This window comes from Marinibacterium sp. SX1 (assembly GCF_050389775.1).
Lineage (GTDB): Bacteria > Pseudomonadota > Alphaproteobacteria > Rhodobacterales > Rhodobacteraceae > Marinibacterium.
Window position 1 is genome coordinate 2,537,974 of record NZ_CP177144.1, and the last position, 21,770, is coordinate 2,559,743.

18 protein-coding genes and 1 tRNA gene are annotated in these 21,770 nt (G+C 68.3%); 18 read left to right on the forward strand and 1 reads right to left on the reverse strand.

Translation table 11 applies throughout. The features are described from left to right. Nucleotides 1–160 precede the first annotated feature (160 nt). From ACK3BB_RS11365 to ACK3BB_RS11430, 14 genes are all read left to right on the forward strand, one after another. The gene (locus ACK3BB_RS11365; protein WP_428924759.1) at nt 161–667 is read left to right on the forward strand and encodes a DinB family protein; all 507 of its coding nucleotides are present in this window, start codon (nt 161–163) and stop codon (nt 665–667) included. Between the two features lie 559 nt (nt 668–1,226). Further along, on the forward strand, nt 1,227–2,219 hold the full coding sequence (gene acuI / locus ACK3BB_RS11370) for an acryloyl-CoA reductase (protein WP_428924760.1): 993 nt from the start codon (nt 1,227–1,229) through the stop codon (nt 2,217–2,219). A 201-nt stretch (nt 2,220–2,420) separates the two neighbouring features. Beyond that, entirely contained in the window at nt 2,421–2,837 is a 417-nt protein-coding gene (locus ACK3BB_RS11375) for a universal stress protein (RefSeq protein ID WP_428924761.1), read from the forward strand. 69 nt (nt 2,838–2,906) lie between these two features. Further along, nucleotides 2,907–4,544, forward strand: a complete 1,638-nt coding sequence (locus ACK3BB_RS11380; RefSeq protein ID WP_428924762.1) for a BCCT family transporter — start codon at nt 2,907–2,909, stop codon at nt 4,542–4,544. A gap of 98 nt (nt 4,545–4,642) precedes the next feature. Next, entirely contained in the window at nt 4,643–5,866 is a 1,224-nt protein-coding gene (locus tag ACK3BB_RS11385; protein ID WP_428924763.1) for an aminotransferase class V-fold PLP-dependent enzyme, read from the forward strand. Nucleotides 5,867–6,254: 388 nt separating this feature from the next. Next, a complete protein-coding gene (locus ACK3BB_RS11390; protein WP_428924764.1) occupies nt 6,255–7,673 on the forward strand; it encodes a cryptochrome/photolyase family protein in 1,419 nt (472 codons plus the stop codon). A gap of 185 nt (nt 7,674–7,858) precedes the next feature. Continuing rightward, nucleotides 7,859–9,067, forward strand: coding sequence for a class I SAM-dependent methyltransferase (locus ACK3BB_RS11395; RefSeq protein ID WP_428924765.1), 1,209 nt, complete (start codon nt 7,859–7,861; stop codon nt 9,065–9,067). A 99-nt stretch (nt 9,068–9,166) separates the two neighbouring features. Continuing rightward, on the forward strand, nt 9,167–9,610 hold the full coding sequence (locus ACK3BB_RS11400) for a TrgA family protein (protein WP_428924766.1): 444 nt from the start codon (nt 9,167–9,169) through the stop codon (nt 9,608–9,610). Nucleotides 9,611–9,650: 40 nt separating this feature from the next. After that, nucleotides 9,651–10,778 carry an NUDIX domain-containing protein gene (locus ACK3BB_RS11405; RefSeq protein WP_428924767.1) on the forward strand — a complete coding sequence of 376 codons (1,128 nt, stop codon included), beginning with the start codon at nt 9,651–9,653 and terminating at the stop codon, nt 10,776–10,778. 63 nt (nt 10,779–10,841) lie between these two features. Then, on the forward strand, nt 10,842–11,876 hold the full coding sequence (locus ACK3BB_RS11410) for a cysteine synthase A (RefSeq protein WP_428924768.1): 1,035 nt from the start codon (nt 10,842–10,844) through the stop codon (nt 11,874–11,876). Between the two features lie 5 nt (nt 11,877–11,881). Beyond that, complete coding sequence (locus ACK3BB_RS11415; protein ID WP_428924769.1) at nt 11,882–14,317, forward strand: DUF3772 domain-containing protein; 2,436 nt, start codon at nt 11,882–11,884, stop codon at nt 14,315–14,317. A gap of 116 nt (nt 14,318–14,433) precedes the next feature. Further along, nucleotides 14,434–14,523: transfer RNA gene (locus ACK3BB_RS11420), tRNA-Ser, on the forward strand. A gap of 658 nt (nt 14,524–15,181) precedes the next feature. Next, complete coding sequence (locus ACK3BB_RS11425) at nt 15,182–15,685, forward strand: hypothetical protein (protein ID WP_428924770.1); 504 nt, start codon at nt 15,182–15,184, stop codon at nt 15,683–15,685. Next, complete coding sequence (locus tag ACK3BB_RS11430; RefSeq protein ID WP_428924771.1) at nt 15,682–16,632, forward strand: helix-turn-helix domain-containing protein; 951 nt, start codon at nt 15,682–15,684, stop codon at nt 16,630–16,632. Before ACK3BB_RS11425 ends, ACK3BB_RS11430 begins: the two co-directional genes overlap by 4 nt. On the opposite strand, the gene ACK3BB_RS11435 is transcribed toward ACK3BB_RS11430, so the two are convergent. After that, entirely contained in the window at nt 16,565–17,470 is a 906-nt protein-coding gene (locus ACK3BB_RS11435; RefSeq protein WP_428924772.1) for a helix-turn-helix domain-containing protein, read from the reverse strand. The genes ACK3BB_RS11430 and ACK3BB_RS11435 overlap by 68 nt on opposite strands. A gap of 313 nt (nt 17,471–17,783) precedes the next feature. Here ACK3BB_RS11435 and ACK3BB_RS11440 point away from each other — a divergent pair, with 313 nt between their 5' ends. The 4 genes from ACK3BB_RS11440 (at nt 17,784) to ACK3BB_RS11455 (ending at nt 21,765) form a co-directional block, all read left to right on the forward strand. After that, nucleotides 17,784–18,056, forward strand: a complete 273-nt coding sequence (locus ACK3BB_RS11440) for a XapX domain-containing protein (RefSeq protein ID WP_428924773.1) — start codon at nt 17,784–17,786, stop codon at nt 18,054–18,056. Nucleotides 18,057–18,189: 133 nt separating this feature from the next. Next, entirely contained in the window at nt 18,190–19,026 is an 837-nt protein-coding gene (locus ACK3BB_RS11445) for an alpha/beta fold hydrolase (protein WP_428924774.1), read from the forward strand. 24 nt (nt 19,027–19,050) lie between these two features. Next, nucleotides 19,051–19,743 carry a hydrolase gene (locus tag ACK3BB_RS11450; protein ID WP_428924775.1) on the forward strand — a complete coding sequence of 231 codons (693 nt, stop codon included), beginning with the start codon at nt 19,051–19,053 and terminating at the stop codon, nt 19,741–19,743. A gap of 57 nt (nt 19,744–19,800) precedes the next feature. Continuing rightward, a complete protein-coding gene (locus ACK3BB_RS11455; protein ID WP_428924776.1) occupies nt 19,801–21,765 on the forward strand; it encodes an amidohydrolase in 1,965 nt (654 codons plus the stop codon). Nucleotides 21,766–21,770: the final 5 nt, after the last annotated feature.

Sequence of the window (21,770 nt, forward strand, 5' to 3'; positions counted from 1 at the left end):
GCCGGCGGTGGCGTGACCGCAGGCGGTCGCCTTCGTGCGCAAGTGATTGTCCGGGCAGGCGCAATCTGGCATGCAGCCTGTCATGGAACATGGCTGTCCGGCCCATGGTATCGGGCCGGCCGGCCGCAGGGTGAACATGGTTTGAAAGGGCCGGTACGCAATGATCGACCCCGGTTACTGCCGCGTCATGGTGCGGTACAATTCCTGGCAGAACAGCCAGCTGGCCGAATGCCTGGCGGATCTGCCGGCCGAAGAGCTGACGCGCGAGCGCGGAGCGTTCTTCGGCTCGATCCTGGCCACGCTGAACCACCTGCTGTGGGCCGACCTGATGTGGATGTCGCGGTTCGACGGCTGGGACAAGCCGGCCACGGGCATCGCGGGCAGCACGACGCTTTGTCCGACGCTGGCCACCTGGAGCGCCGAGCGCTACCGTACGGACCGGCGGCTGACGCTCTGGGCCGAGCGGCTGCGGGCGGTGGACCTGGCGGGCGACCTGACCTGGTATTCCGGGGCCACGGGGGCCGAAATGGCGCGGCCCATGGCGCTCTGCGTGACCCACATGTTCAACCACCAGACCCACCACCGGGGCCAGATCCATGCGATGATCACCGCCGCCGGGGCCAAGGCGCCGGTCAGCGACCTGGCCTTCATGCCCGACGAGGGGTGAACGGATCGGGTCGGTCGGGGTGGTGGCAGGGGCTGGCTGACACCTCGCATGCGTCCGAGCGTGTCTCCGGGGCAGGTGCCGGTGTTTCCGCCTTGCGTCACGCTTGTAGGGCTGGCCGCTTTCTGAGGGCTGAGGGCTGAGGGCTGAGGGCTGAGGGCTGAGGGCTGAGGGCTGAGGGCTGAGGGCTGAGGGCTGAGGGCTGAGGGCTGAGGGCTGAGGGCTGAGGGCTGAGGGCTGAGGGCTGAGGGCTGAGGGCTGAGGGCTGAGGGCTGAGGGCTGAGGGCTGAGGGCTGAGGGCTGAGGGCTGAGCTTTTCGTGTCCCTTGTCCCGCGTCTGCGCTCCGTGGCCGGCGTGCTCTTTTGAGCCCGGCGTCTTGCGGCCTGCACCGGTGCGTGGCCCCGAGGGGCGGGGGCTGCTGATTTTGCCATGCAGCACGCCCCGGCCGGGCGACGGCTGATCCTTGCGCCCTTGGCGGGCGGTGGCTTGTGCCGGTCCGGGCGGGCCGTTACCCCTTGGGCGATCGCCGGTCGGGGGACCGGCGCGGGAAGGAGAGTTCATCATGTTCAAGGCACTGGTCGTCGACAAGGATGCTGACAGCGGCAAGACCTCCGCGGCGGTGAAGGACATCGCCCTGGCGGATCTGCCCGAAGGCGAGGTCACCGTGGCCGTCGAATATTCGACGGTGAATTACAAGGACGGGCTGTGCATCGGCCCGGGCGGCGGGCTGGTGCGCAGCTACCCGCATGTGCCGGGCATCGACTTCGCCGGCACGGTCGAGGCCTCGGACGATCCGCGCTATGCGTCGGGCGACAAGGTCGTGCTGACCGGCTGGCGCGTGGGCGAGGCCCATTGGGGCGGCTATGCCCAGAAGGCCCGCGTGCGCGCCGACTGGCTGGTGCCCCTGCCCGAAGGGCTGGACACGCGCCAGGCCATGGCCGTGGGCACGGCCGGGTTCACGGCGATGCTGGCGGTGATGGCGCTGGAAGACCACGGGCTGACCCCCGGGCAGGGCCCGGTGCTGGTGACCGGCGCGGCCGGAGGCGTGGGGTCGGTGGCCACGGCGATCCTGGCCCGGCTGGGCCACGAGGTGGCCGGGGTGACCGGCCGGCCCGAGACGGCCGATTACCTGCGCAAGCTGGGCGCCACGACGATCGTGCCCCGTGAAGAGCTGGCCGAGACGGTCAAGCGGCCGCTGGAATCGGAAACCTGGGCGGGCTGTGTCGATGCCGTGGGCGGGGCCATGCTGGCCCGGCTGCTGGGTCAGATGAAATACGGCGGATCGGTCGCGGCGGTGGGCCTGGCCGGGGGCGCGGGCCTGCCGGCCACGGTGATCCCCTTCCTGCTGCGCGGGGTGAACCTTCTGGGGATCGACAGCGTCATGCAGCCTTATGACAACCGCCTGCGTGCCTGGCAGCGCATCGCCCGCGACCTGCCGATGGACCGGCTGGAGGACATGATCCGCCCGGCGACACTGGGCGATCTGCCGGGCCTGGGCGCCGACATCCTGAATGGCCGCGTGCAGGGCCGGGTGGTCGTCGACGTCAACGCCTGACGCGCGGTCATGGCGGCCATTGGGCCCTGACAGGGCGGCTTTTGGTCGGTTTTGGTTAAAAAATTGCCTCCATCGGGTGGGTTGTGCCCGGTGGGTGCGCTACCCTTTGTCAATCGCGGCACATTGCCCCTGCGGCAACAAAGATCGCGAAAGACGCGGCCGACCCCGGTTCGGACCGCGCTTGGACAGGAAGGAGCGCAAGTGTTCAGTAAAATCATGTGTCCGGTGGACCTGGCCCACGCGGACAAGTTGCAAAAGGCCCTGCAATGCGCAGCGGACCAGTCCAGGATGTACGGGGCCGAGGTGGTCTATGTCGGCGTGACATCGACCAGCCCCGGTTCGGTGGCCCACAACCCCCAGGAATTCGGCGACAAGCTGACGGCCTTTGCCGCGGCCCAGGGCGCGGCCCATGGCCATGCGGCCAGCGCCCATGTCCAGATCAGCCATGATCCCGGCGTCGACATGGAACGCAGCCTGCTGAAGGCCGTGAGCGAGACCGGTTGCGACCTGGTGGTCATGGCCAGCCACGTGCCCAACGTGCTTGATCACATCTGGCCGTCCAACGGCGGCAAGCTGGCCGAACATGTCAAATGTTCGATCATGGTGATCCGCTCGTGAGCCGGCGTGCGGACGGCCCGACAGGCCCCCGGACCAGCCCCCCAGCCACCCCAGACAGGGAGACCTTGCATGGTCGATGAAACCTCACAGGGCATCCCCGAGCCGGAAGGCCACTCGGATGTCATCGAGACCGATTACGAGATCGGTCAGGACAATATCGAAACCCAGATCGGGCCGTTCGGGCTCGATATTCACAACCCGGTCTTCCTGATTTCCGGGTTGGCCGTCATCCTTTTCGTTTTCTACACCCTCGCCCTGCCGGAGCAGGCCAGTTCGGTCTTTACCTGGCTGTTCGGCGCGGTGACCAAGGGCTTTGACTGGTTCTTCCTGTCGGCCGCCAACATCTTTGTCATCTTCTGCCTGCTGCTCATCGTCCTGCCCGTGGGCTCGGTGCGGCTGGGCGGCACGGATGCCACGCCCGATTACAGCTATATCGGCTGGTTCGCGATGCTCTTTGCGGCCGGCATGGGCATCGGCCTGATGTTCTACGGCGTGTCCGAACCGATGAGCCATTTCGCCTCGTCCATGGGCGGCACGGCCGTCGGCGAGGACGGGCTGCGCACCGACTGGGCGCCGCTGAACGGCGCGGCCGGCGATGAACAGGCCGCCGTCCGGCTGGCCTTTGCCGCGACGATCTTCCACTGGGGCCTGCACCCCTGGGCGATCTATGCCGTGGTGGCCCTGGCGCTGGCGCTGTTTTCCTACAACAAGGGCCTGCCGCTGACGATCCGCTCGGCCTTCTACCCGATCCTGGGCGAACGGGTCTGGGGCTGGTGGGGCCATGCCATCGACGTGCTGGCCGTCTTTGCCACGCTGTTCGGCCTGGCCACCTCGCTGGGCTTCGGCGCGACCCAGGCCAATGCCGGGCTGAACGAGCTTTTCGGCATCCCGATCTCGTCCTCGACCGAGGTCATCCTGATTTCCTGCATCACCGCCGTGGCGCTTGTCTCGGTGCTGCGCGGGCTGGATGGCGGGGTCAAGGTCCTGTCGGAAATCAACATGGGCCTGGCCTTTGCCCTGCTGCTCTTCGTGCTGCTGGCCGGCCATACCCTGGCCACGCTGACCGGCTTCCTCGATTACCTGGTGGCCTATGTCGAATACCTGCCGGCGCTGTCGAACCCGCTGGGCCGCGATGACGTCAACTTCATGCAGGGCTGGACGTCGTTCTACTGGGCCTGGTGGATTTCCTGGTCGCCCTTCGTCGGCATGTTCATCGCCCGCGTCTCGCGCGGCCGGACCGTGCGCGAATTCGTCATCTGCGTGCTGCTGATCCCCTCGCTGGTCTGCGTGCTGTGGATGTCGGTCTTTGGCGGCGTGGCGATCCAGCAGGTCGTCCAGGACGGCTATACCGCGGCGCAAGAAGCCGAACTGCCGCTCAAGCTGTTCAAGATGCTGCAGGAACTGCCCCTGACGGGCATCACCAGCCTGGTCGGCATCGTGCTGGTCATCGTCTTCTTCGTGACCTCGTCGGATTCCGGCTCGCTGGTGATCGACACGATCACCGCCGGCGGCAAGGTCGATGCGCCGGTGCCCCAGCGGGTGTTCTGGTGTGTCTTCGAAGGCGCCGTGGCCATCGTGCTGCTGCTGTCGGCCGGCGGGCTGGCCTCGCTGCAATCCATGGTCATCTCGACGGGCCTGCCGTTCACCGTGGTGCTGCTGGTCATGTGCTGGGCGATCTACAAGGGTCTGGTCGACGAACGGCGCTGACAGGATTGCGACTGGCAAGGGCGCGGGGTAAGCCTGTGCCCGGAAACGGCCCCGATGCGCGCGTCGCGTCGGGGCCGTCATCGTGACGGAGGATCTTCATGGCGCTGGACATTGAATTCGTGCGCGGCCAGTTTCCGGCCTTTGCGCAACCCGGGCTGGACAGCCAGCCCTTTTTCGAGAACGCCGGGGGATCGTATACCTGCCGCCAGGTCGTCGACCGGCTGCACCGGTTCTACACCCAGCGCAAGGTCCAGCCCTACGGGCCCTTTGACGCCAGCCGCCTGGGCGGCGAGGAAATGGACGAGGCCCGCGACAGGCTGGCCGCGCTGATGGGTGTCGAGCCGCAGGAACTGTCCTTCGGGCCATCGACGACGCAGAACACCTATGTGCTGGCCCAGGCCTTCCGGCAATGGATGAAGCCCGGCGAGACGATCATCGTGACCGACCAGGACCACGAGGCCAATTCCGGGCCCTGGCGGCGGCTGGCCGACGAGGGGATCACCGTTCGCGAGTGGAAGATCGACCCGGTCACCGGGCGGCTGAACCCCGAGGACCTGGAAAAGCTGCTGGACGAAAGCGTTCGGCTGGTCTGTTTCCCCCATTGTTCCAACGTGGTGGGCGAGATCAACCCGGTGATCGAGATCACCGCCATGGCCCATGCGGCCGGGGCCTTTGTCTGTGTCGACGGGGTGTCCTATGCCCCCCACGGCCTGCCCAACCTGGGCCAGATGGGTCCCGACATCTACCTGTTCTCGGCCTACAAGACCTATGGCCCGCACCAGGGCATCATGGTCATCCGCAAGGCGCTGGCCGCGCTGCTGCCCAACCAGGCGCATTATTTCAACGCCGACAGCCTCTACAAGAAATTCACCCCGGCCGGGCCCGACCATGCCCAGGTCGCGGCCTGCGCGGGCATCGCCGATTACATCGACATGCTGCATGACCATCACGGCGGCACCGGGCGCAGCCCGGCCGAGGCCGGCGATTTCGTGCATGACCTGATGCGCGACCACGAGATCGCGCTGTTGCAGCCGTTGCTCGATGCCGTGTCGTCGCGCAACGACCTGCGCCTGCTGGGCCCGGCCGAGGCCGCGCGCCGGGCGCCGACGGTGGCGCTGGACCTGGGCCGCCCGGCCGAGCCGGTGGCCGCCGCGCTGGCGCAGCGGGGGATCAATTGCGGGGGCGGCGATTTCTATGCCGTCCGGCCGCTGGGCGCGATGGGCGTCGATGCCCGCCAGGGCGTGCTGCGGCTGAGCTTCGTGCATTACACCACGATGGACGAGATCGACCGCCTGATCGCGGCGCTCGACGAGGTGCTCTGAGCCGCCGCCCGGTCCCCGCGACGCGGCGGCCGGGAGGCGGGCAGGGCGGGGCAGCGGCGGTTGACCGGCTGCATTAGCCGGGCCGGGCGCGGCGGATGGCCGGGGGCGGCACCTGCGGCAGGGCACTGCCGGTGGCCGGGTGCGGCACCTGCGGCCAAGCACTGCCGATGGCCGGGGGCGGCAGCGGTGGACTGGCACGCCGGACCGCCGGGCGCGGCAACGGCGGCTGGGCACGTCAGAGAGCCGCGCGCATCAACGGCGGCCGGGCAGGGCGTGTGATCCGGGTGTGTTAACCCGGCGACAGGGGGCGGCGGGCCATGCTTGCCGGATCGCGGCCAAGGGCTAGGTCTGGTCGCAACTCGATCCCGCGCGCCGCCAAGGAGCCCCGATGCCCGCACGTCCGATCCTCGTCTGGTTCCGCCGCGACCTGCGGCGGAGCGACCATGCCGCGCTGACCGCCGCCTGCGAGGCCGGCGGCCCGGTCATTCCGGTCTTCATCTGCGACGAGACGGTCGAGGACATGGGCGCCGCCCCGAAATGGCGCCTGGGCCTGTCGGTCGACCGGCTGGACCGCGATCTGCGCGCGGCCGGCAGCCGGCTGATCCTGCGCCGTGGCCCGGCGCTGGACGTGCTGCGCGCGCTGGTGGCCGAAACCGGGGCAGGGGCCGTGCACTGGACCCGCACTTATGACCCCCAGGCCATCGCCCGCGACACGGACGTCAAGGCCGGGCTGAAGGACGACGGCACCGAAGCGCGGTCCTTCCCGGGCCACGTGCTCTTTGAGCCCTGGACGGTCGAGACCAAGCAGGGCGGGTTCTACAAGGTCTATTCGCCGTTCTGGAAGGCCGTGAAATCGCGCGACGTGGCCGGGCTTTTGCCCGCGCCGTCGATGCCCGCGCCCGAGAGCTGGCCCGACAGCGACCGGCTTGAGGATTGGCAACTGGGCGCGGCGATGCGGCGCGGGGCCGGTGTGGTGGGCGATTTCGTCACCGTCGGCGAGGCCGCCGCGCAGGACCGGCTGGATGGTTTCATCGAAGACCGCATCGCCGGCTACAGCGAGGGCCGCGACCTGCCGGCCGAGGATCGCACCTCGCGGCTGTCCGAGAACCTGGCCTGGGGCGAGATCAGCCCGGCCCGGCTGTGGCATGCCGGGATGCGCGCCCGCGAGGACGACAGCGGCCGTGGCCCCGAGACCTTTCTCAAGGAAGTGGTCTGGCGCGACTTTGCCTATCACCTGGCCTATCACACGCCCCGCATCACGACCGACAACTGGCGCGAGGAATGGGAGGCCTTTCCCTGGAAGACCGACGAGCGTCTCAAGGAGATACGGGCCTGGAAACGGGCGCGCACGGGCATTCCATTCGTCGATGCCGCCCTGCGCGAGATGTACGTGACCGGCCACATGCACAACCGCGCGCGGATGATCGTGGCCAGCTACCTGACCAAGCACCTGATGTTTCACTGGAAGGTCGGGATGGACTGGTTCGCCGATTGCCTGATCGACTGGGACCCGGCCTCGAACGCCATGGGCTGGCAATGGACAGCCGGGTCGGGGCCCGATGCAGCGCCCTATTTCCGGGTCTTCAACCCGATCACCCAGCGCGAGAAATTCGATCCGCGCCGGGTCTATGTCGACCGCTGGATCGCCGAAGGCCGGGCGCGGCCCGACCGGCTGGCCCTGCGCTATTTCGAGGCCGTGCCCGAAAGCTGGGGCCTGTCGCCCGAGGATGCCTATCCCGATCCGGTGGTCACCGCCGAGGACGGCCGCCGCGCGGCGCTGGAGGCCTATGAAGGCCGGTCGTTCTGAGCGGCGCGCGCGCCGTGTTTCATCCGAAAACCGGTGTATTTTGTGCCAAAGAGCCGGGCGCCTGGCCCAATCCGCGTGATCCGGCCGGCGCCGGCCGGCCCGGGGGCGCACTTTTTGCACGCTGCCCGCTTGCCGCAGGCCGGATCCCGGCCTAGCCTTTTTCATGGACAAAGTGGGGGGACAAGATGATCCTGACCAGTACCGATGCCCAGGCCAACCTGCCGCGCTATTTCCCGCAGGTTTTCCAGCAGTTGCAAAAGACCAACGCCGGACGGCTGGACATGGTCCTGCCCGATGGCCGCCGCTTTCGCGCCCAGGGCGCGCGGCCGGGGTTCGTGGCCGAGATCCACATCCACAATCCCGATTGCTTTGCCCGGCTGATCCGCGAGGGCGACCTGGGCTTCTGCGATGCCTATCTCGACGGCTGGTGGTCCACCCCCGACCTGCAGGCCTTCATGGATTTTGTCCATGCCGAGAACGACGAGGTCTATGACGGCTTTCCCGGCATGGGGCTGGTGCGCACCTACGAAAAGCTGCGCTTCTGGCTGCAGCGCAACCACAAGGCCCAGGCCCGCAAGAACATTTCCTATCACTACGACCTGGGCAACGATTTCTACGGCCTCTGGCTGGACAGCACGATGACCTATTCCTCGGCCCTGTTCGAGACCGGCCAGGAAAGCACCGAACGGGCGCAGACGGCCAAGTACAAGAGCATGGTCGACCAGATGGGCGCCCGGCCCGGCGATCACGTGCTGGAAATCGGCTGCGGCTGGGGCGGCTTTGCCGAATATGCCGCGCGGGAACGGGGGCTGAAGGTCACCGGGCTGACGATTTCCAAGGAACAGCTGGCCTATGCCCGCGACCGCATCCAGCGCGCCGGGCTGGCCGACCTGGTCGAGTTCAAGCTGCAGGATTACCGCGACGAGCGCGGCCGCTACGACGGCATCGCCTCGATCGAGATGTTCGAGGCCGTGGGCGAGAAATACTGGCCGGTCTATTTCGAGACCATCCGCGAGCGGCTCAAGCCCGGGCGCAATGCCACGTTGCAGATCATCACCGTGGCCGACCGCCGGTGGGAGGTCTACAAGCGGGGGGTGGATTTCATCCAGAAGTACATCTTCCCCGGGGGCATGCTGCCCAGCCCGACGGTGCTGCGCGACCAGATCGAAAAGGCCGGGCTGGCCTTTGAACGGTCCATCGAGTTCGGCAAGAGCTATGACATCACCCTGCGGCGCTGGCATGAAACCTTCAACGACCGCTGGGAGTCGGTGGCCGCCCACGGGTTCGACGACAGGTTCCGGCGGATGTGGAATTTCTACCTGACCTCCTGCGCGGCGACCTTCGACAGTGGCAATTGCGACGTGACCCAGATCACCGTGTCGCGCCCGTCTTGATTTTGCGCCCCGGGGTCGTGCAGAACCCGGGGTGATCGCGGCCGGGCCGATCCGGCGGGATGCGGTCACGACCACGCAGAAACCCGGAAGACCGCCCCGATGCCCACAGCCGCCCGTCTCGTCGCCGCGCTCAGCCTGGCCCTGCTGGCCTTTGTCGTCTCGGGGATGGTCATCCCGCTTCTGCCCGACGGGCGGGGCGTGGGTGACTGGTTCGCGCCGGTCAACATGGCCATCGGGCTGGTCACCGGCTGGGTGGTCATGGGCCCAAGGGCGGGCCGGGGCACGGTGCCGGGGATCAACAACGGGCTGACGGCCATGGTGGCCATGATGTTCTGGGAACTCTTCGTCCATGCGACCGACGAGATGGTGCGCCTGGCCATGCGCAACCGCTATGACGGCCCGTTCGAGGCGATCGTTGGCATCCTCTACATCGGGCAGGATTACGCCATCATGATCATGACGACCGAGATCATCGTCACGCTTCTGGTCGGAGGGGTGGCGGCCGGGCTCGCGACGGAATATGCCAGCCGCAGGTGGCGCTAGCGCCGCCACAGGCAATCACGGTCAAGGCGGCACGTTTTCCATGGATGTATTCCTGTTCGGCTCCCTGGTGCATGCACCCCTGCGCGCGCAGGTGCTGGGCTGCGACCTGGCCGGGCGCCCGGCACGGCTGGACGGCTGGCAGCCCGTTGCCGCCGCTCCGCGCGGGCCGGCCACGCTGATCGCCCGAGACGAGGCGGTGGCCCCGGGGCTGGTGCTGGAGGGGCTGGATCCGCAGGCGGCCGACCGGCTGGCCTATTTCACCGCCGTCCATGGCTGCCGCCCCGACACGGTCACGCTGGATGGCCGTGACGTCCGGGTGTTCCTGGCCGACATGCCGCAGGACGGGCCGCAAGACGGGCTACAGGATGGGCCGCAGGAGGCGCCGGCATTCGATGCCACGGACTGGGCCCGCGACTGGGCGCCGCTGTGGTCCCTGGCCGCCGAAGAGATCATGGCCCAGCATGGCCGCCTGGAGGGCGCGGCCTTTGGCGCCCACCGCCTGCGCGCCGTCGAGACCCGCGCGGCGGCCCGGCTGCGGGCCGATGAGCGGCCGCGCCCCTCGGCCTTTGACCTGGACCGCGACGTGGTCGTGCACGCCCGCCATCTGCCCTATCTCAATTTCTTCAGCCTGGCCGAGATCGACCTGCAATACCGCCGCCACGACGGCACGCTGGGCCCGGTGATGAACCGCGCCGCGCTCAAGGTCGGCGACGCGGCCATCGTGCTGCCCTATGACCCGGTGCGCGACTGCGTGCTGCTGGTCCAGCAATTCCGCGCCGCGCCCTATGTGGCCGGCGACAGCTCGCCCTGGATCTGGGAGGCCCCCGCCGGGCTGGTCGATCCCGGCGAAACCCCGCCCGAGGCCGCCCTGCGCGAGGCCGTCGAAGAGGCCCGGCTGACCCTCGACCGGCTCGAACCCGTGGCCCAGGCCTATTCCTCGACCGGTTCCTCGACCGAATTTTCGCATATCTTCGTGGGCATCGCCGATCTGCGCGGGGCCGGGGCGGTGGCCGGGGTCGAAGCCGAGGGCGAGGATATTCGCAGCGAAGTCATACCCTTCGCCCGTTTCCTTGACGACCTCCAGGCGGGCCGGCATGTCAATCTGCAGCTGGTCACGGCGGGGCTGTGGCTGGCATTGAACCGCGAACGCCTGCGCCGGGCCGGCTGACCGGGTTGTTGTCCCGGGGCACCGACGCTACATCTGACCATACGACAAGACTGGGGAGCGCCCATGCGCATTGCACGAGACCTGGCCGACGCCGTCGGCAACACGCCGTTGATCCGCCTTCGCAAGGCCAGTGAAGAGACCGGGTGCGAGATCCTCGGCAAGGCCGAGTTCATGAACCCCGGGCAATCGGTCAAGGACCGGGCCGCGCTTTACATCATCCGCGACGCCATCGCCCGCGGCGAGCTGAAGCCCGGCGGCACGATCGTCGAAGGCACGGCCGGCAACACGGGCATCGGCCTGGCGCTGGTCGGCGCGTCGATGGGGTTCAAGACGGTCATCGTCATCCCCGAGACCCAGTCCGAGGAAAAGAAGGACATGCTGCGCCTGGCCGGGGCCGAGCTGGTCCAGGTGCCCGCGGCGCCCTACAAGAACCCCAACAACTACGTGCGCTATTCGCAGCGGCTGGCCGAGAAGCTGGCCCAGACCGAACCCCATGGCGCGATCTGGGCCAACCAGTTCGACAACGTGGCCAACCGCCAGGCCCATGTCGAAACCACCGGCCCAGAGATCTGGGAACAGACCGGGGGCAAGGTCGACGGCTTTGTCTCGGCCGTGGGCTCGGGCGGCACGCTGGCCGGCGTCGCTGCGGCGCTGCAGCCCAAGGGCGTCAAGGTTGCCATCGCCGACCCGCTGGGCTCGGCCCTGTTCCAGTACTACGCCCATGGCGAACTGGGCGCCGAGGGCACGTCGATCACCGAGGGCATCGGCCAGGGCCGGATCACGGCCAATCTCGACGGGTTCACGCCCGATTTCTCTTACCAGGTGCCCGATTCCGAGGCCCTGCCGATCATCTTCGACCTGCTGCGCGAAGAGGGCCTGTGCATGGGCGGATCGACGGGCATCAACATCGCGGGCGCCATCCGCCTGGCCCGCGAGATGGGCCCGGGCCACACGATCGTCACCGTGCTGTGCGACTATGGCACGCGCTACCAATCCAAGCTGTTCAATCCCGCTTTCCTCAAGGACAAGGGGCTGCCCGTTCCTGACTGGATGGGCCGCGGCCCGGCCAGCATTCCGGGTGTCTTCGAAGACGCGTGAGTGCAATGACCTTTCTGATCCGTCTGCTGACGGTCCTGAGCCTGGTGCTCTGGGCCGGGCTTTCTGCCGCCCAAACCACAAGCTCGGATGTCATCGACCAGGCCGCCTGGCAGGCCCTGGCCGACCGGGCCGAGGCCACGCTGGACGCCGGGCGCGCCTCGGACGAGGCGCTCGAGGACCTGCGAGCCGAGATCGCCGATTACCGCCAGCGTTTTGCCGATGCCCGCGACGAGAACGCCGCGCGCATTGCCTCGCTGCAATCGCAGCTGGATGCGCTGGGGCCCGAACCCGAGGACGGATCGGAAAGCGAAACCGTCGCCGCGACCCGCGACCAGATGGAAGCCCGCCTGCAGGAGCTGCGCGCGCCGTCCGTCGTGGCCGAGGCGGCCTATACCGAGGCCAACGGCCTGGTGGCCGAGATCGATTCCATGCTGCGCTCGCGCCAGACCGAGGCGCTGTTCACGCGCGGGCCGGTGCCGATCAACCCGGTGCTGCTGCCCGCCGCCCTGGGCGAGCTGGCCCAGTTCGTCGATGACCTGGCCTCGGAAACCGAGCGGGCGCTGAAAAACGAGGTCACCCGCAGCCAGGCCGTCAGCGCCATTCCCATCGCGCTGTTCCTGGTCGTGCTGGGCCTGGGCTGCATCCTGCGTGGCCGGCGGCTGGCCGGGCGGCTGGGCGATTACCTGCGCAGCTTCGGCGGGGCCGGCAGCGGGGTCTGGAGCTTTGTCGTCTCGCTGGGCCGCATCATCATCCCGCTGATCGGCGTGGTGCTGATCCTGACCGCGCTCAAGGTCACCCAGCTGACCGGCATGCGCGGCAATGCCGTGATCGACGGGGTGATGCACTGGTCGGTCATCATGCTGTGCTTCGGCTGGCTGGGCGAACGGCTGTTCGACAGCGATGACGAGGACGGGCTGCTGCCTAACACCCAGCGCAGCAAGGCCGAGGTGCGGGCCACGGTCTGGTCGCTGGCCATCGTGCTGGTGCTGAAGGATGCCGCCGACCTGGTGATCCGGCTGGACCGGATCGGGACGGAATCGGCGGCGGTCATCCATTTCCCGATCATCATCCTGGGCGCGATCATCCTCTACCGCCTGGTGTCGATCACCCGGCCGGTCAAGTCGGCCGAACCGGTCGAAACCCCCGACGAGGCCGAGGCCCCGGCCGCGAGCCAGGCCATGGGCAGCCTCAGCCGCATCATGCCCCCGGTGCGCACCATCGCCCAGATCATCGCCATCGCCGCGCCGCTGGCCGCCGCGGCGGGCTACATGAACGCGGCCGAAGCCGCGCTCTACCCGATGATCTGGACCCTGGCGATCTTTGCCCTGGCCGCCGTGCTGCAGCGGTTCATCACCGGGATCTACGGCTATGCCACGGGGCAGGGCGACGGCGCGATGGATTCGCTCTTTGCCGTGCTCGTGGGCTTTGTCCTGGCGGCCATCTGCCTGCCCTTCATCGCCCTGGCCTGGGGGGTGCGCGACAGCGACCTGGGCGAGCTCTGGTCACGCTTCCTCGAAGGGGTCAGCGTCGGCGGCACGCGGATCTCGCCGGTCGATTTCCTGACCTTCCTGGTGATCTTCGGCGTGGGCTACGGGCTGACCCGGCTGTTGCAGGGCGCGCTGAAAAGCTCGCTTCTGCCCAAGACCCAGATCGACGTCGGCGGCCAGAACGCCATTGTCTCGGGCACCGGCTACATCGGCCTGTTCCTGGCCGCGCTGATCGCGGTGACCAGCGCGGGGATCAACCTGTCGTCGCTGGCCATCGTCGCCGGCGCGCTGTCCGTCGGCATCGGTTTCGGCCTGCAGACCATCGTGTCGAACTTTGTCTCGGGCATCATCCTGCTGATCGAACGGCCGGTCTCCGAAGGCGACTGGATCGAGGTTGCCGGCACCATGGGCATCGTCAAGGACATCTCGGTGCGCGCGACGCGGATCGAGACCTTTGACCGCACCGATGTCATCGTGCCCAATTCCGACCTGATCTCGGGGGCGGTGACCAACTACACCCGTACGCCCACGGGGCGGGTGATCATCAATGTCGGCGTGGCCTATGGGTCGGACACCAAGAAGGTGGCCCAGATCCTGCAGGAGATCGCCGAGGATCACCCGATGGTCGTGGCCCGCCCGGCGCCGTTCATCGTGTTCCAGGGCTTCGGCGCGGATTCGCTGGATTTCGAGGTACGGGTGATCATCCGCGACGTCAGCTGGGGCCTGTCGGTGCGCACCGAGATCAACCATGCCATCGCCGAGCGCTTTGTCGAGGAAGGCATCGAGATACCCTTTGCACAGCGTGACATCTGGCTGCGCAACCCCGAGGCCCTGGCCGAGGTGCCCAAGCCCGCCCCGGCGCCGATGCAGCCCCCCCAGCGCGAGCTGGACCCGGGCGAGGACGGGGCGGATGACGGGCTGGACGAAGGCCCGGGCAATCCGCAATCGGCCTGACGCAAGGGAAGCTCGCCAACCGGCGATGAAACCCGCAAGAGCAGCGGCCTTCGGCACGGATTTCCTGCCAAAGGCCGTTGCACGCGCCTTCGGAGTTCTGCTAAGGGGTCGCGAACGGAGAGGTGGCCGAGTGGTCGAAGGCGCACGCCTGGAAAGTGTGTAGGCGGGAAACCGTCTCCAGGGTTCGAATCCCTGTCTCTCCGCCATATCCCACCAGCCTGAATGTTTGCGCCTGCTTCGATTTGGCGTGTTTCGATCTGGCCTTTGCCGATCTGGCTGCGCTCCCACACAATGAAACATCGCCACTCCGCATATCGGGGCCGGTAGCCTGCGCGCGTGGAACGGCGTCGGCACCTGTCATCGGGTTGTTTTCGGGTCATTCGTGACAAGAGACGGGCACGGGACTTGTGGGGCGGACCTCTTGGGCCGGACCGTTTTGCGGTTTGGCAATCTGGGGGCGCCATGTTCAGATTGGATCGATTTGTGTTCATAATATCTGAATAAACGTTTCAATTTTCGCAATTCACGCCTCCGGCTACCCTGTCCTCACCAGGTCGCAACCCAACCGGGAGGATCAGCATGATCGGGGACCACGCAGAACCGGATACCGCTCCGCGCGGGCGGGTCCCGGCCGTTGCCGGACCGCAGGAACCTTCAAGAACCGCGCCGGGCGTCCGGCTATCCTTGTGCCATGCGCCGGCCGGACGGACCGGGCGGCGGCACGGGCGGCACAGGCGGGCCGGATGGGCCGGGCATTGGGACAGGCACGGGGGCAAGGTGGGGATCGCGGCAGGACAGAACGATGGGATCGGGGCCGCTTTCGGCCTGCCAGCAGCGCCCAGCCTGCGGGTGGTGCCCGCCCGCGTGGCGCCATTCACCGCAACGCGGCTGGATCTGCGCGGGGCCGGCGATGGTTTGACCCGGGTGGCGCTGCCGGCGCGAGACAGCTGGTTCCTCATGCTCTATCTCGCCCCGGCGATGCATGCCGATATCCTGGCCGGCGGCGCGCGCCTGCCGCTTCGGACCTACCCGGCCGGGTCGATCTGCCTGGTCGACCTGCGGCGGGGCGCGGCCATCGCGATCCGGGGGCGGTTGCAGGCACTGGCCTTGGGGCTGCCCCGCGACCTGCTGGCCGAAATCGCGGACATGGGCGCCGGGCCGGGTCGGCCGCGGCCGACCGGGCTGCGCTGCCTGCGCGGGGTGCCCGACCCGGTCATCGCCAGCCTGTCGCGGGCCTTGCTGCCGCTCTTTGATGCGCCGGACCTTCCCGGGCCATTGCTGCGCCACCTGGCCGTGGCGATCTGTGCCCATCTGCTGCACAGCTACCGGGCCGATGGGCCGGGCGGGGCCGGAGGGCGGGGCCGATGAAGATGACCCGCATCCCTGCATCCCGGCGGTTCCGCCTCGACCTGCCATCGATGCATGTCGAGCGGCTGATCCATGACGGGCGCGGCGCACCATGCGAAGATCGACTGCCCCGCGCCGACGGCTTTGCCGTCGAGATCCAGTTGGCGGAAGTCGGCCCGCATCGCCGCGTGGCGGCGGGCGAGACACGACATGTCGGGCCGCTGGCCGCCGGGGCGGCGACCATCCACGACATGACCACAGGCCACGTGGCCCTGTACCACACGCCCGTCGACCGGATGTGTTTCACCATCCCCCGCCGGGCCCTGCGCGCCTTTGCCGCCGGGGCGGGGCGGCCCGAATTCAACGGGTTGCGCGCGGCCGGGCCGCTGCAGGATTCGACCCTTCACGGGCTGGCCCAGGCGCTCATCCCGGCGCTGGACGGTGCATCGCCGCCCAGCCGGCTCTTTGTCGAACAGGTCGGGCTGGCGGTGCTGGCCCACCTGGTCCAGGCCCATGGCGGGCTGCACTTTCCGCCGCATCGCAAGGGTGGGCTGTCGGCCCGGCAGGAAGCGCAGGCCCGCGATTACCTGGCGGCCCACCTGGCCGGGGATGTGTCGATGGATGACCTGGCCGGGGTCTGCGGCCTGTCGCGCAGCTATTTCGGCAAAGCGTTCAAGGTGACCTTCGGCAAGTCGCCCTATCGCTGGCTGACCGAATACCGGGTGGCCCGGGCCTGCGACGCACTGCGCACGGGCATGCCCATCGCCCAGGTAGCGCTGGCCTGCGGGTTCACCGACCAGAGCCACCTGACCCGGGTGTTCGCCGCGATCATGCAGGAAACCCCGGGCAGCTGGCGGCGCACCCATGCCGCCCCGGGCCCGGCACCGGCGGGGCAGGAGGTCAGGACCGGACGGCCTTGCGCCAGCTTCCCGGAGACATGCCCACCGATCGCGAAAAGATCCGCGTGAAATGGCTTTGGTCGGTGAACCCGCAGGCCAGGGCCACGTCGCTCAGGGGCAGGGCCGTTCCGCGCATCAGCGACATGGCCTTGTCGATGCGCCGGCGCATCATCCACTGGTGCGGCGGCATGCCGGCCGACAGCTTGAAGGCCCGGGCGAAATGCGACGGTGACAGCCGGCAGGCCCGGGCGATCTGGGCCACCTGCAGGTTGCCGTCGAGCTGGGCGTCGATCATCTCCTTCGCCCGGGCCAGTTGCCAGGGCGCCAGCCCGGCGGGGTGCGGGGCCGGGGTGGGGCGCGCGGCGCCATAGCTGGCCGTCACGTGCAGGCACAGCGCCAGCCCGACGTGATCGACGAACAGCATGCTGGCCTCGTCGGGCGCGGCAAAGGCCGGCAACAGCGCCTGGACCAGCCCGAGCACGGCCTGGTCGGCAATGCTGGCCCCCGGGGCGATATCCAGCGTCTCGATCCGCCGGGGGCCCAGGTCCTCCTGCAGGTCGGTCAGCGCGGCGCGGGGGATATGGAAGTTCACGCAGTCGAAATCCGACTTCATGTTGGCCTGCCAGATCCGGTTGTAATCATAAAAGGAAAACTGTCCCCGGCGCAGGACGGGCAGGGCGACGTTGCGGCCATCAACCCAGAGCTCGCCCCGGTAATCGCGCAGCTGCACCGACATCATGAAGGCGTCTTCGGTCACGTGCTGGTCGACAAAGCCGTGGTTGGGCGTGTCGCGGGTCAGGCGCGTGGCGGTCACCGTGCCCTGGTCCAGGGCCGATGTGCGGATCGTCTGCCCGTCGCGGACGCGCAGGTAATCCATCTCGTCGTTGGTGGTCCTGGGGGCGCTCATGGCCGATTGCTCCGCATGCCGGGCCTGGCCAGGGGCGGCCGTCCCGCCGTTGGCATGATGCATAAGGCCCGCGGCCGGCCCGCGCCAGACCGATCGACGCCGGCGCCGCGCTTGGGGATCGTTTCGTTAAAAAAACGAGCAATGGCGACAAGAGCGGACCGGAGGGCGAGGGCTAAGGTCACACCCATGATGAACCGCCGCCCGCCGGCACACCGCGATGCCGGGCAGGAAAGCCCGGCCAGCAAGGTCCGGGCGGGCCGCCGGCCGGGGCCGGCGCGACGGCGGGCGGTCGCCAGCCGAAAGGGCGCGAGAGATGAAACTGTACCTGATGTCGCTGGGGGCCGGGCTCCTCGTGGGAATGGTCTATGGCCTGCTGAACGTCCGCTCGCCGGCGCCGCCGGTCATCGCGCTGGTCGGCCTGCTGGGCATCCTGATCGGAGAACAGGCGGTGCCGCTGCTGCGCCATGTGCTGGTGGGCGGGCAGGTCGATACCGGCTGGTTCGACCGCCAGTGCCGCCCGCATGTGCTGGGCCATCTTCCCGGCGCCACGGGCGCCGATGCGCCTTGCCCGCGTGACCGGGGCTGAACCCGCGCCGCTCGGCGCCCCGGACGCCGCACAAGGTGACCCCCGCCCGATCCGAACACCGCCTTTCGCCCCGCCGCAGGTTTGGCCGGGCACCGGCGGCCCGACTTCCGCACGCGTGACAGGAGTATGCGCAATGGGTTTCGTGACAACACCCGACGGCACCGAGATTTTCTACAAGGACTGGGGGCCGCAAGACGCCCGGCCCATTGTCTTCCACCACGGCTGGCCGCTGTCGTCCGACGATTGGGATGCGCAGATGCTGTTCTTCCTGTCCAAGGGCTACCGCGTCGTGGCCCATGACCGCCGCGGCCATGGCCGGTCGGCACAGGTTGGCGATGGGCACGACATGGCCCATTACGCGGCTGACGCCTTTGCCGTGGTCGAGGCTCTGGACCTGAGCGACGCCGTCCACGTCGGCCATTCGACCGGTGGCGGCGAGGTCGCGGCCTATGTCGCACGTCACGGGCAGCCGGCAGGACGGGTGGCCAAGGCGGTGCTGGTCGCCGCCGTCCCGCCGCTGATGCTGAAGACCGAGACCAACCCCGAGGGCACGCCCCTGGAGGTGTTCGACGGCTTCCGCAGCGCGCTCGCGGCCAACCGGGCGCAGTTCTTCCGCGATGTGCCGGCGGGGCCGTTCTATGGCTTCAACCGCGACGGCGCCGAGGTGCACGAAGGCGTCATCCAGAACTGGTGGCGCCAGGGCATGATGGGCGGCGCCAAGGCGCATTACGACGGCATCAGGGCGTTTTCCGAAACCGACCAGACCGCCGACCTTCAGGCCATCACCGTGCCGACGCTGGTGCTGCACGGCGAGGACGACCAGATCGTGCCCATCGCAGCCTCGGCCATGAAATCGGTCGCCCTGCTGCAGAACGGCACGCTGAAGACCTATCCCGGCTTCTCGCACGGCATGCTGACGGTCAACGCCGACGTGCTGAACGCCGACATCCTTGCCTTCATCGAAAACTGATCCCCCAAACGACAGGTATCCCCCATGTCCAAACTCGACGTGCTCACTCCGCTCAACAGCCAGGTCATCTTTATCGACCACCAGCCGCAGATGGCCTTCGGCGTGCAATCCATCGACCGCCAGCAGCTCAAGAACAACACCGTGGGGCTGGCCAAGGCGGCCAGCATCTTCGGCATCCCGACCACGATCACCACGGTCGAGACCGAGAGCTTCTCGGGCCACAGCTATCCCGAACTGCTCGACGTCTTCCCCGATGCGCCGCTGCTCGAACGCTCCTCGATGAACTCCTGGGACGACCAGAAGGTGCGCGACGCGCTGATGGGCCATGCCACCGCCGGGGCGACAAAGGTGGTTGTCTCGGGGCTCTGGACCGAGGTCTGCAACCTGACCTTTGCCCTGTCGTGCATGAAGGACACGGATCTCGAGATCTACATGGTCGCCGATGCCTCGGGCGGGACCACGAAAGAGGCGCATGATTACGCCATGGAGCGGATGATGCAGGTGGGTGTGGTGCCGGTGACCTGGCAGCAGGTGCTTCTGGAATGGCAGCGCGACTGGGCGCGGCGCGACACCTATGACGCGGTGATGGAGCTGGTGCGCGAGCATTCCGGCGCCTACGGCATGGGCGTCGATTACGCCTATACGATGGTTCACAAGGCGCCGCACCGGTCCAAGCACAAGGGCCCGCGCCACGCGCCTGTCCCGGCGGCCATCTGATCCCGCGCGCCCGGCCGGATAGGTCCCGCCGGGCGCGTTCCCTACAGGAGACACCCCATGTCCACCGACCGCCGCAAAGTGCTGGCGGGGCTTGGCGCCGGCGCGGCCCTTGGCCTTGTCCGCCCGCGCTTGGCCCGGGCACAGCAGGAGAGCGATGCCATGACCGAAACCACGACCATTCTGCGCAATGGCAGGATCACCACGCTTGATCCCGACACGCCCGAGGCCCAGGCCATCGCGATCCGCGACGGTCTCATTGCAGCCATAGGGTCTGACGCCGATGTCATGCGGCTGGCCGAGGGTGCGCAGGTGATCGACCTTGGCGGGCGCCGGGTGATCCCCGGACTGAACGACAGCCATACCCACGTGATCCGGGGCGGGCTGAGCTACAACATGGAGCTGCGCTGGGAGAACGTGCCCTCGGTCTCGGACGCGCTGGCGATGCTGCGCCGGCAGGCGGCCAACACGCCCGCGCCGCAATGGGTCCGGGTGATCGGCGGCTGGTCGGAATTCCAGTTCGCCGAGCGCCGGATGCCCACGCTGGACGAGATCAACGACGCGGCGCCCGACACGCCGGTCTTTGTCCTGCACCTTTATGCCCGCGCGATGCTGAACCGCGCCGCGCTGCAGGTGCTGGGCATCACCCGCGACACGCCCAACCCGCCCGGCGGCGAGATCGAGAAGGATGCCAAGGGCAATCCGACCGGCATGCTGATCGCGAAGCCTTCCGCGCTGATCCTATACTCGACGCTGGCGCAGGGGCCGAAGCTTCCGGTCGAGGATCAGGTGAACTCCACCCGCCATTTCATGCGCGAGCTGAACCGGCTGGGGGTGACATCGGTGATCGACGCAGGCGGCGGCGGGCAGAACTATCCGCAGGATTACGATGTGGTCCAGAGGCTGCACGAAGATGGTCAGCTGACCCTGCGGATTGCCTACAACCTCTTTGCCCAGACGCCCGGGCAGGAGCTGACGGATTACGAACGCTGGATCGGCATGACCGAGCCGGGAGCAGGGGACGGGTTCCTGCGGATGAACGGGGCGGGCGAGAACCTGGCCTGGTCGGCGGCGGATTTCGAGAACTTCCTCGAACCGCGCCCCGACCCCGCGCCGGTGATGGAGGAGGAGCTGGAGCGCATCGTCGAGTTGCTGGCCGACAACCAATGGCCCTTCCGTATCCACGCCACCTATGACGAGACCATCGACCGCTTCCTGACCGTCTTCGAACGTGTCAACGGCCGCACGCCCTTCCGGACCCGGTTCATCATCGACCATGCCGAGACGGTGTCCCCGCGCAATATCGAGCGCATCAGGGCGCTGGGCGGGGGCATCGCCACGCAGCACCGGATGGCGTTCCAGGGCGAGTACTTCGTCGACCGCTACGGGGCCGAGGCCGCCCGTGCCACGCCTCCGATCCGCGAGATGCTGGCGACCGGGCTGCCGGTCGGCGGCGGCACCGATGCGACGCGGGTGGCGAGTTACGACCCATGGGTCGCGCTGCACTGGCTGACCACGGGCCAGACCGTCGGCGGGCTGGCGCTCTACGGTGACGAGAACCTGCTGACCCGCGAAGAGGCGCTGGCGATCTGGACCACCGGCTCCGCCTGGTTCTCGGGTGAGCAGGAGGTCAAGGGACGTCTCAGCCCCGGCATGTATGCCGACCTGGCGGTGTTGTCCGCAGACCTGATGTCGGTGCCGGATGCGCAGATCCGGGGGATCCGCTCGGTGCTGACCATGGTGGGCGGCAGGGTCGTCTTTGCCGATGATGCCTTCCGTGATCTTGACCCGCCGATCCCGCCCGCCAGCCCGTCGTGGTCGGTCAATGCCCATTTCGCCAGCCCCGGCGCGCGCGAGGTTCCGCTGGCCCCGGCCGCACTGCCGATGCGCGCCTGTGCCGATGGGTGTGCGCATGGGTGCGGCCTGCATGGGCATGACCATGGCGTTGCCTGGGTCAACCCGATCCCCGTTCGCGACAAGGGCGCTTTCTGGGGCGCGCTTGGCTGTTCCTGTTTCGCTGTCTGAAGGAG

What these genes read in the sequence shown, in the direction of transcription:
- ACK3BB_RS11365 (WP_428924759.1), top strand. Translation starts at nt 161, where the DNA reads ATGATCGACCCCGGTTACTGCCGCGTCATGGTGCGGTACAATTCCTGG.
- acuI (WP_428924760.1), top strand. Translation starts at nt 1,227, where the DNA reads ATGTTCAAGGCACTGGTCGTCGACAAGGATGCTGACAGCGGCAAGACC.
- ACK3BB_RS11380 (WP_428924762.1), top strand. Translation starts at nt 2,907, where the DNA reads ATGGTCGATGAAACCTCACAGGGCATCCCCGAGCCGGAAGGCCACTCG.
- ACK3BB_RS11385 (WP_428924763.1), top strand. Translation starts at nt 4,643, where the DNA reads ATGGCGCTGGACATTGAATTCGTGCGCGGCCAGTTTCCGGCCTTTGCG.
- ACK3BB_RS11390 (WP_428924764.1), top strand. Translation starts at nt 6,255, where the DNA reads ATGCCCGCACGTCCGATCCTCGTCTGGTTCCGCCGCGACCTGCGGCGG.
- ACK3BB_RS11395 (WP_428924765.1), top strand. Translation starts at nt 7,859, where the DNA reads ATGATCCTGACCAGTACCGATGCCCAGGCCAACCTGCCGCGCTATTTC.
- ACK3BB_RS11400 (WP_428924766.1), top strand. Translation starts at nt 9,167, where the DNA reads ATGCCCACAGCCGCCCGTCTCGTCGCCGCGCTCAGCCTGGCCCTGCTG.
- ACK3BB_RS11405 (WP_428924767.1), top strand. Translation starts at nt 9,651, where the DNA reads ATGGATGTATTCCTGTTCGGCTCCCTGGTGCATGCACCCCTGCGCGCG.
- ACK3BB_RS11410 (WP_428924768.1), top strand. Translation starts at nt 10,842, where the DNA reads ATGCGCATTGCACGAGACCTGGCCGACGCCGTCGGCAACACGCCGTTG.
- ACK3BB_RS11415 (WP_428924769.1), top strand. Translation starts at nt 11,882, where the DNA reads ATGACCTTTCTGATCCGTCTGCTGACGGTCCTGAGCCTGGTGCTCTGG.
- ACK3BB_RS11430 (WP_428924771.1), top strand. Translation starts at nt 15,682, where the DNA reads ATGAAGATGACCCGCATCCCTGCATCCCGGCGGTTCCGCCTCGACCTG.
- ACK3BB_RS11435 (WP_428924772.1), bottom strand. Translation starts at nt 17,470, where the DNA reads ATGAGCGCCCCCAGGACCACCAACGACGAGATGGATTACCTGCGCGTC.
- ACK3BB_RS11440 (WP_428924773.1), top strand. Translation starts at nt 17,784, where the DNA reads ATGAAACTGTACCTGATGTCGCTGGGGGCCGGGCTCCTCGTGGGAATG.
- ACK3BB_RS11445 (WP_428924774.1), top strand. Translation starts at nt 18,190, where the DNA reads ATGGGTTTCGTGACAACACCCGACGGCACCGAGATTTTCTACAAGGAC.
- ACK3BB_RS11450 (WP_428924775.1), top strand. Translation starts at nt 19,051, where the DNA reads ATGTCCAAACTCGACGTGCTCACTCCGCTCAACAGCCAGGTCATCTTT.
- ACK3BB_RS11455 (WP_428924776.1), top strand. Translation starts at nt 19,801, where the DNA reads ATGTCCACCGACCGCCGCAAAGTGCTGGCGGGGCTTGGCGCCGGCGCG.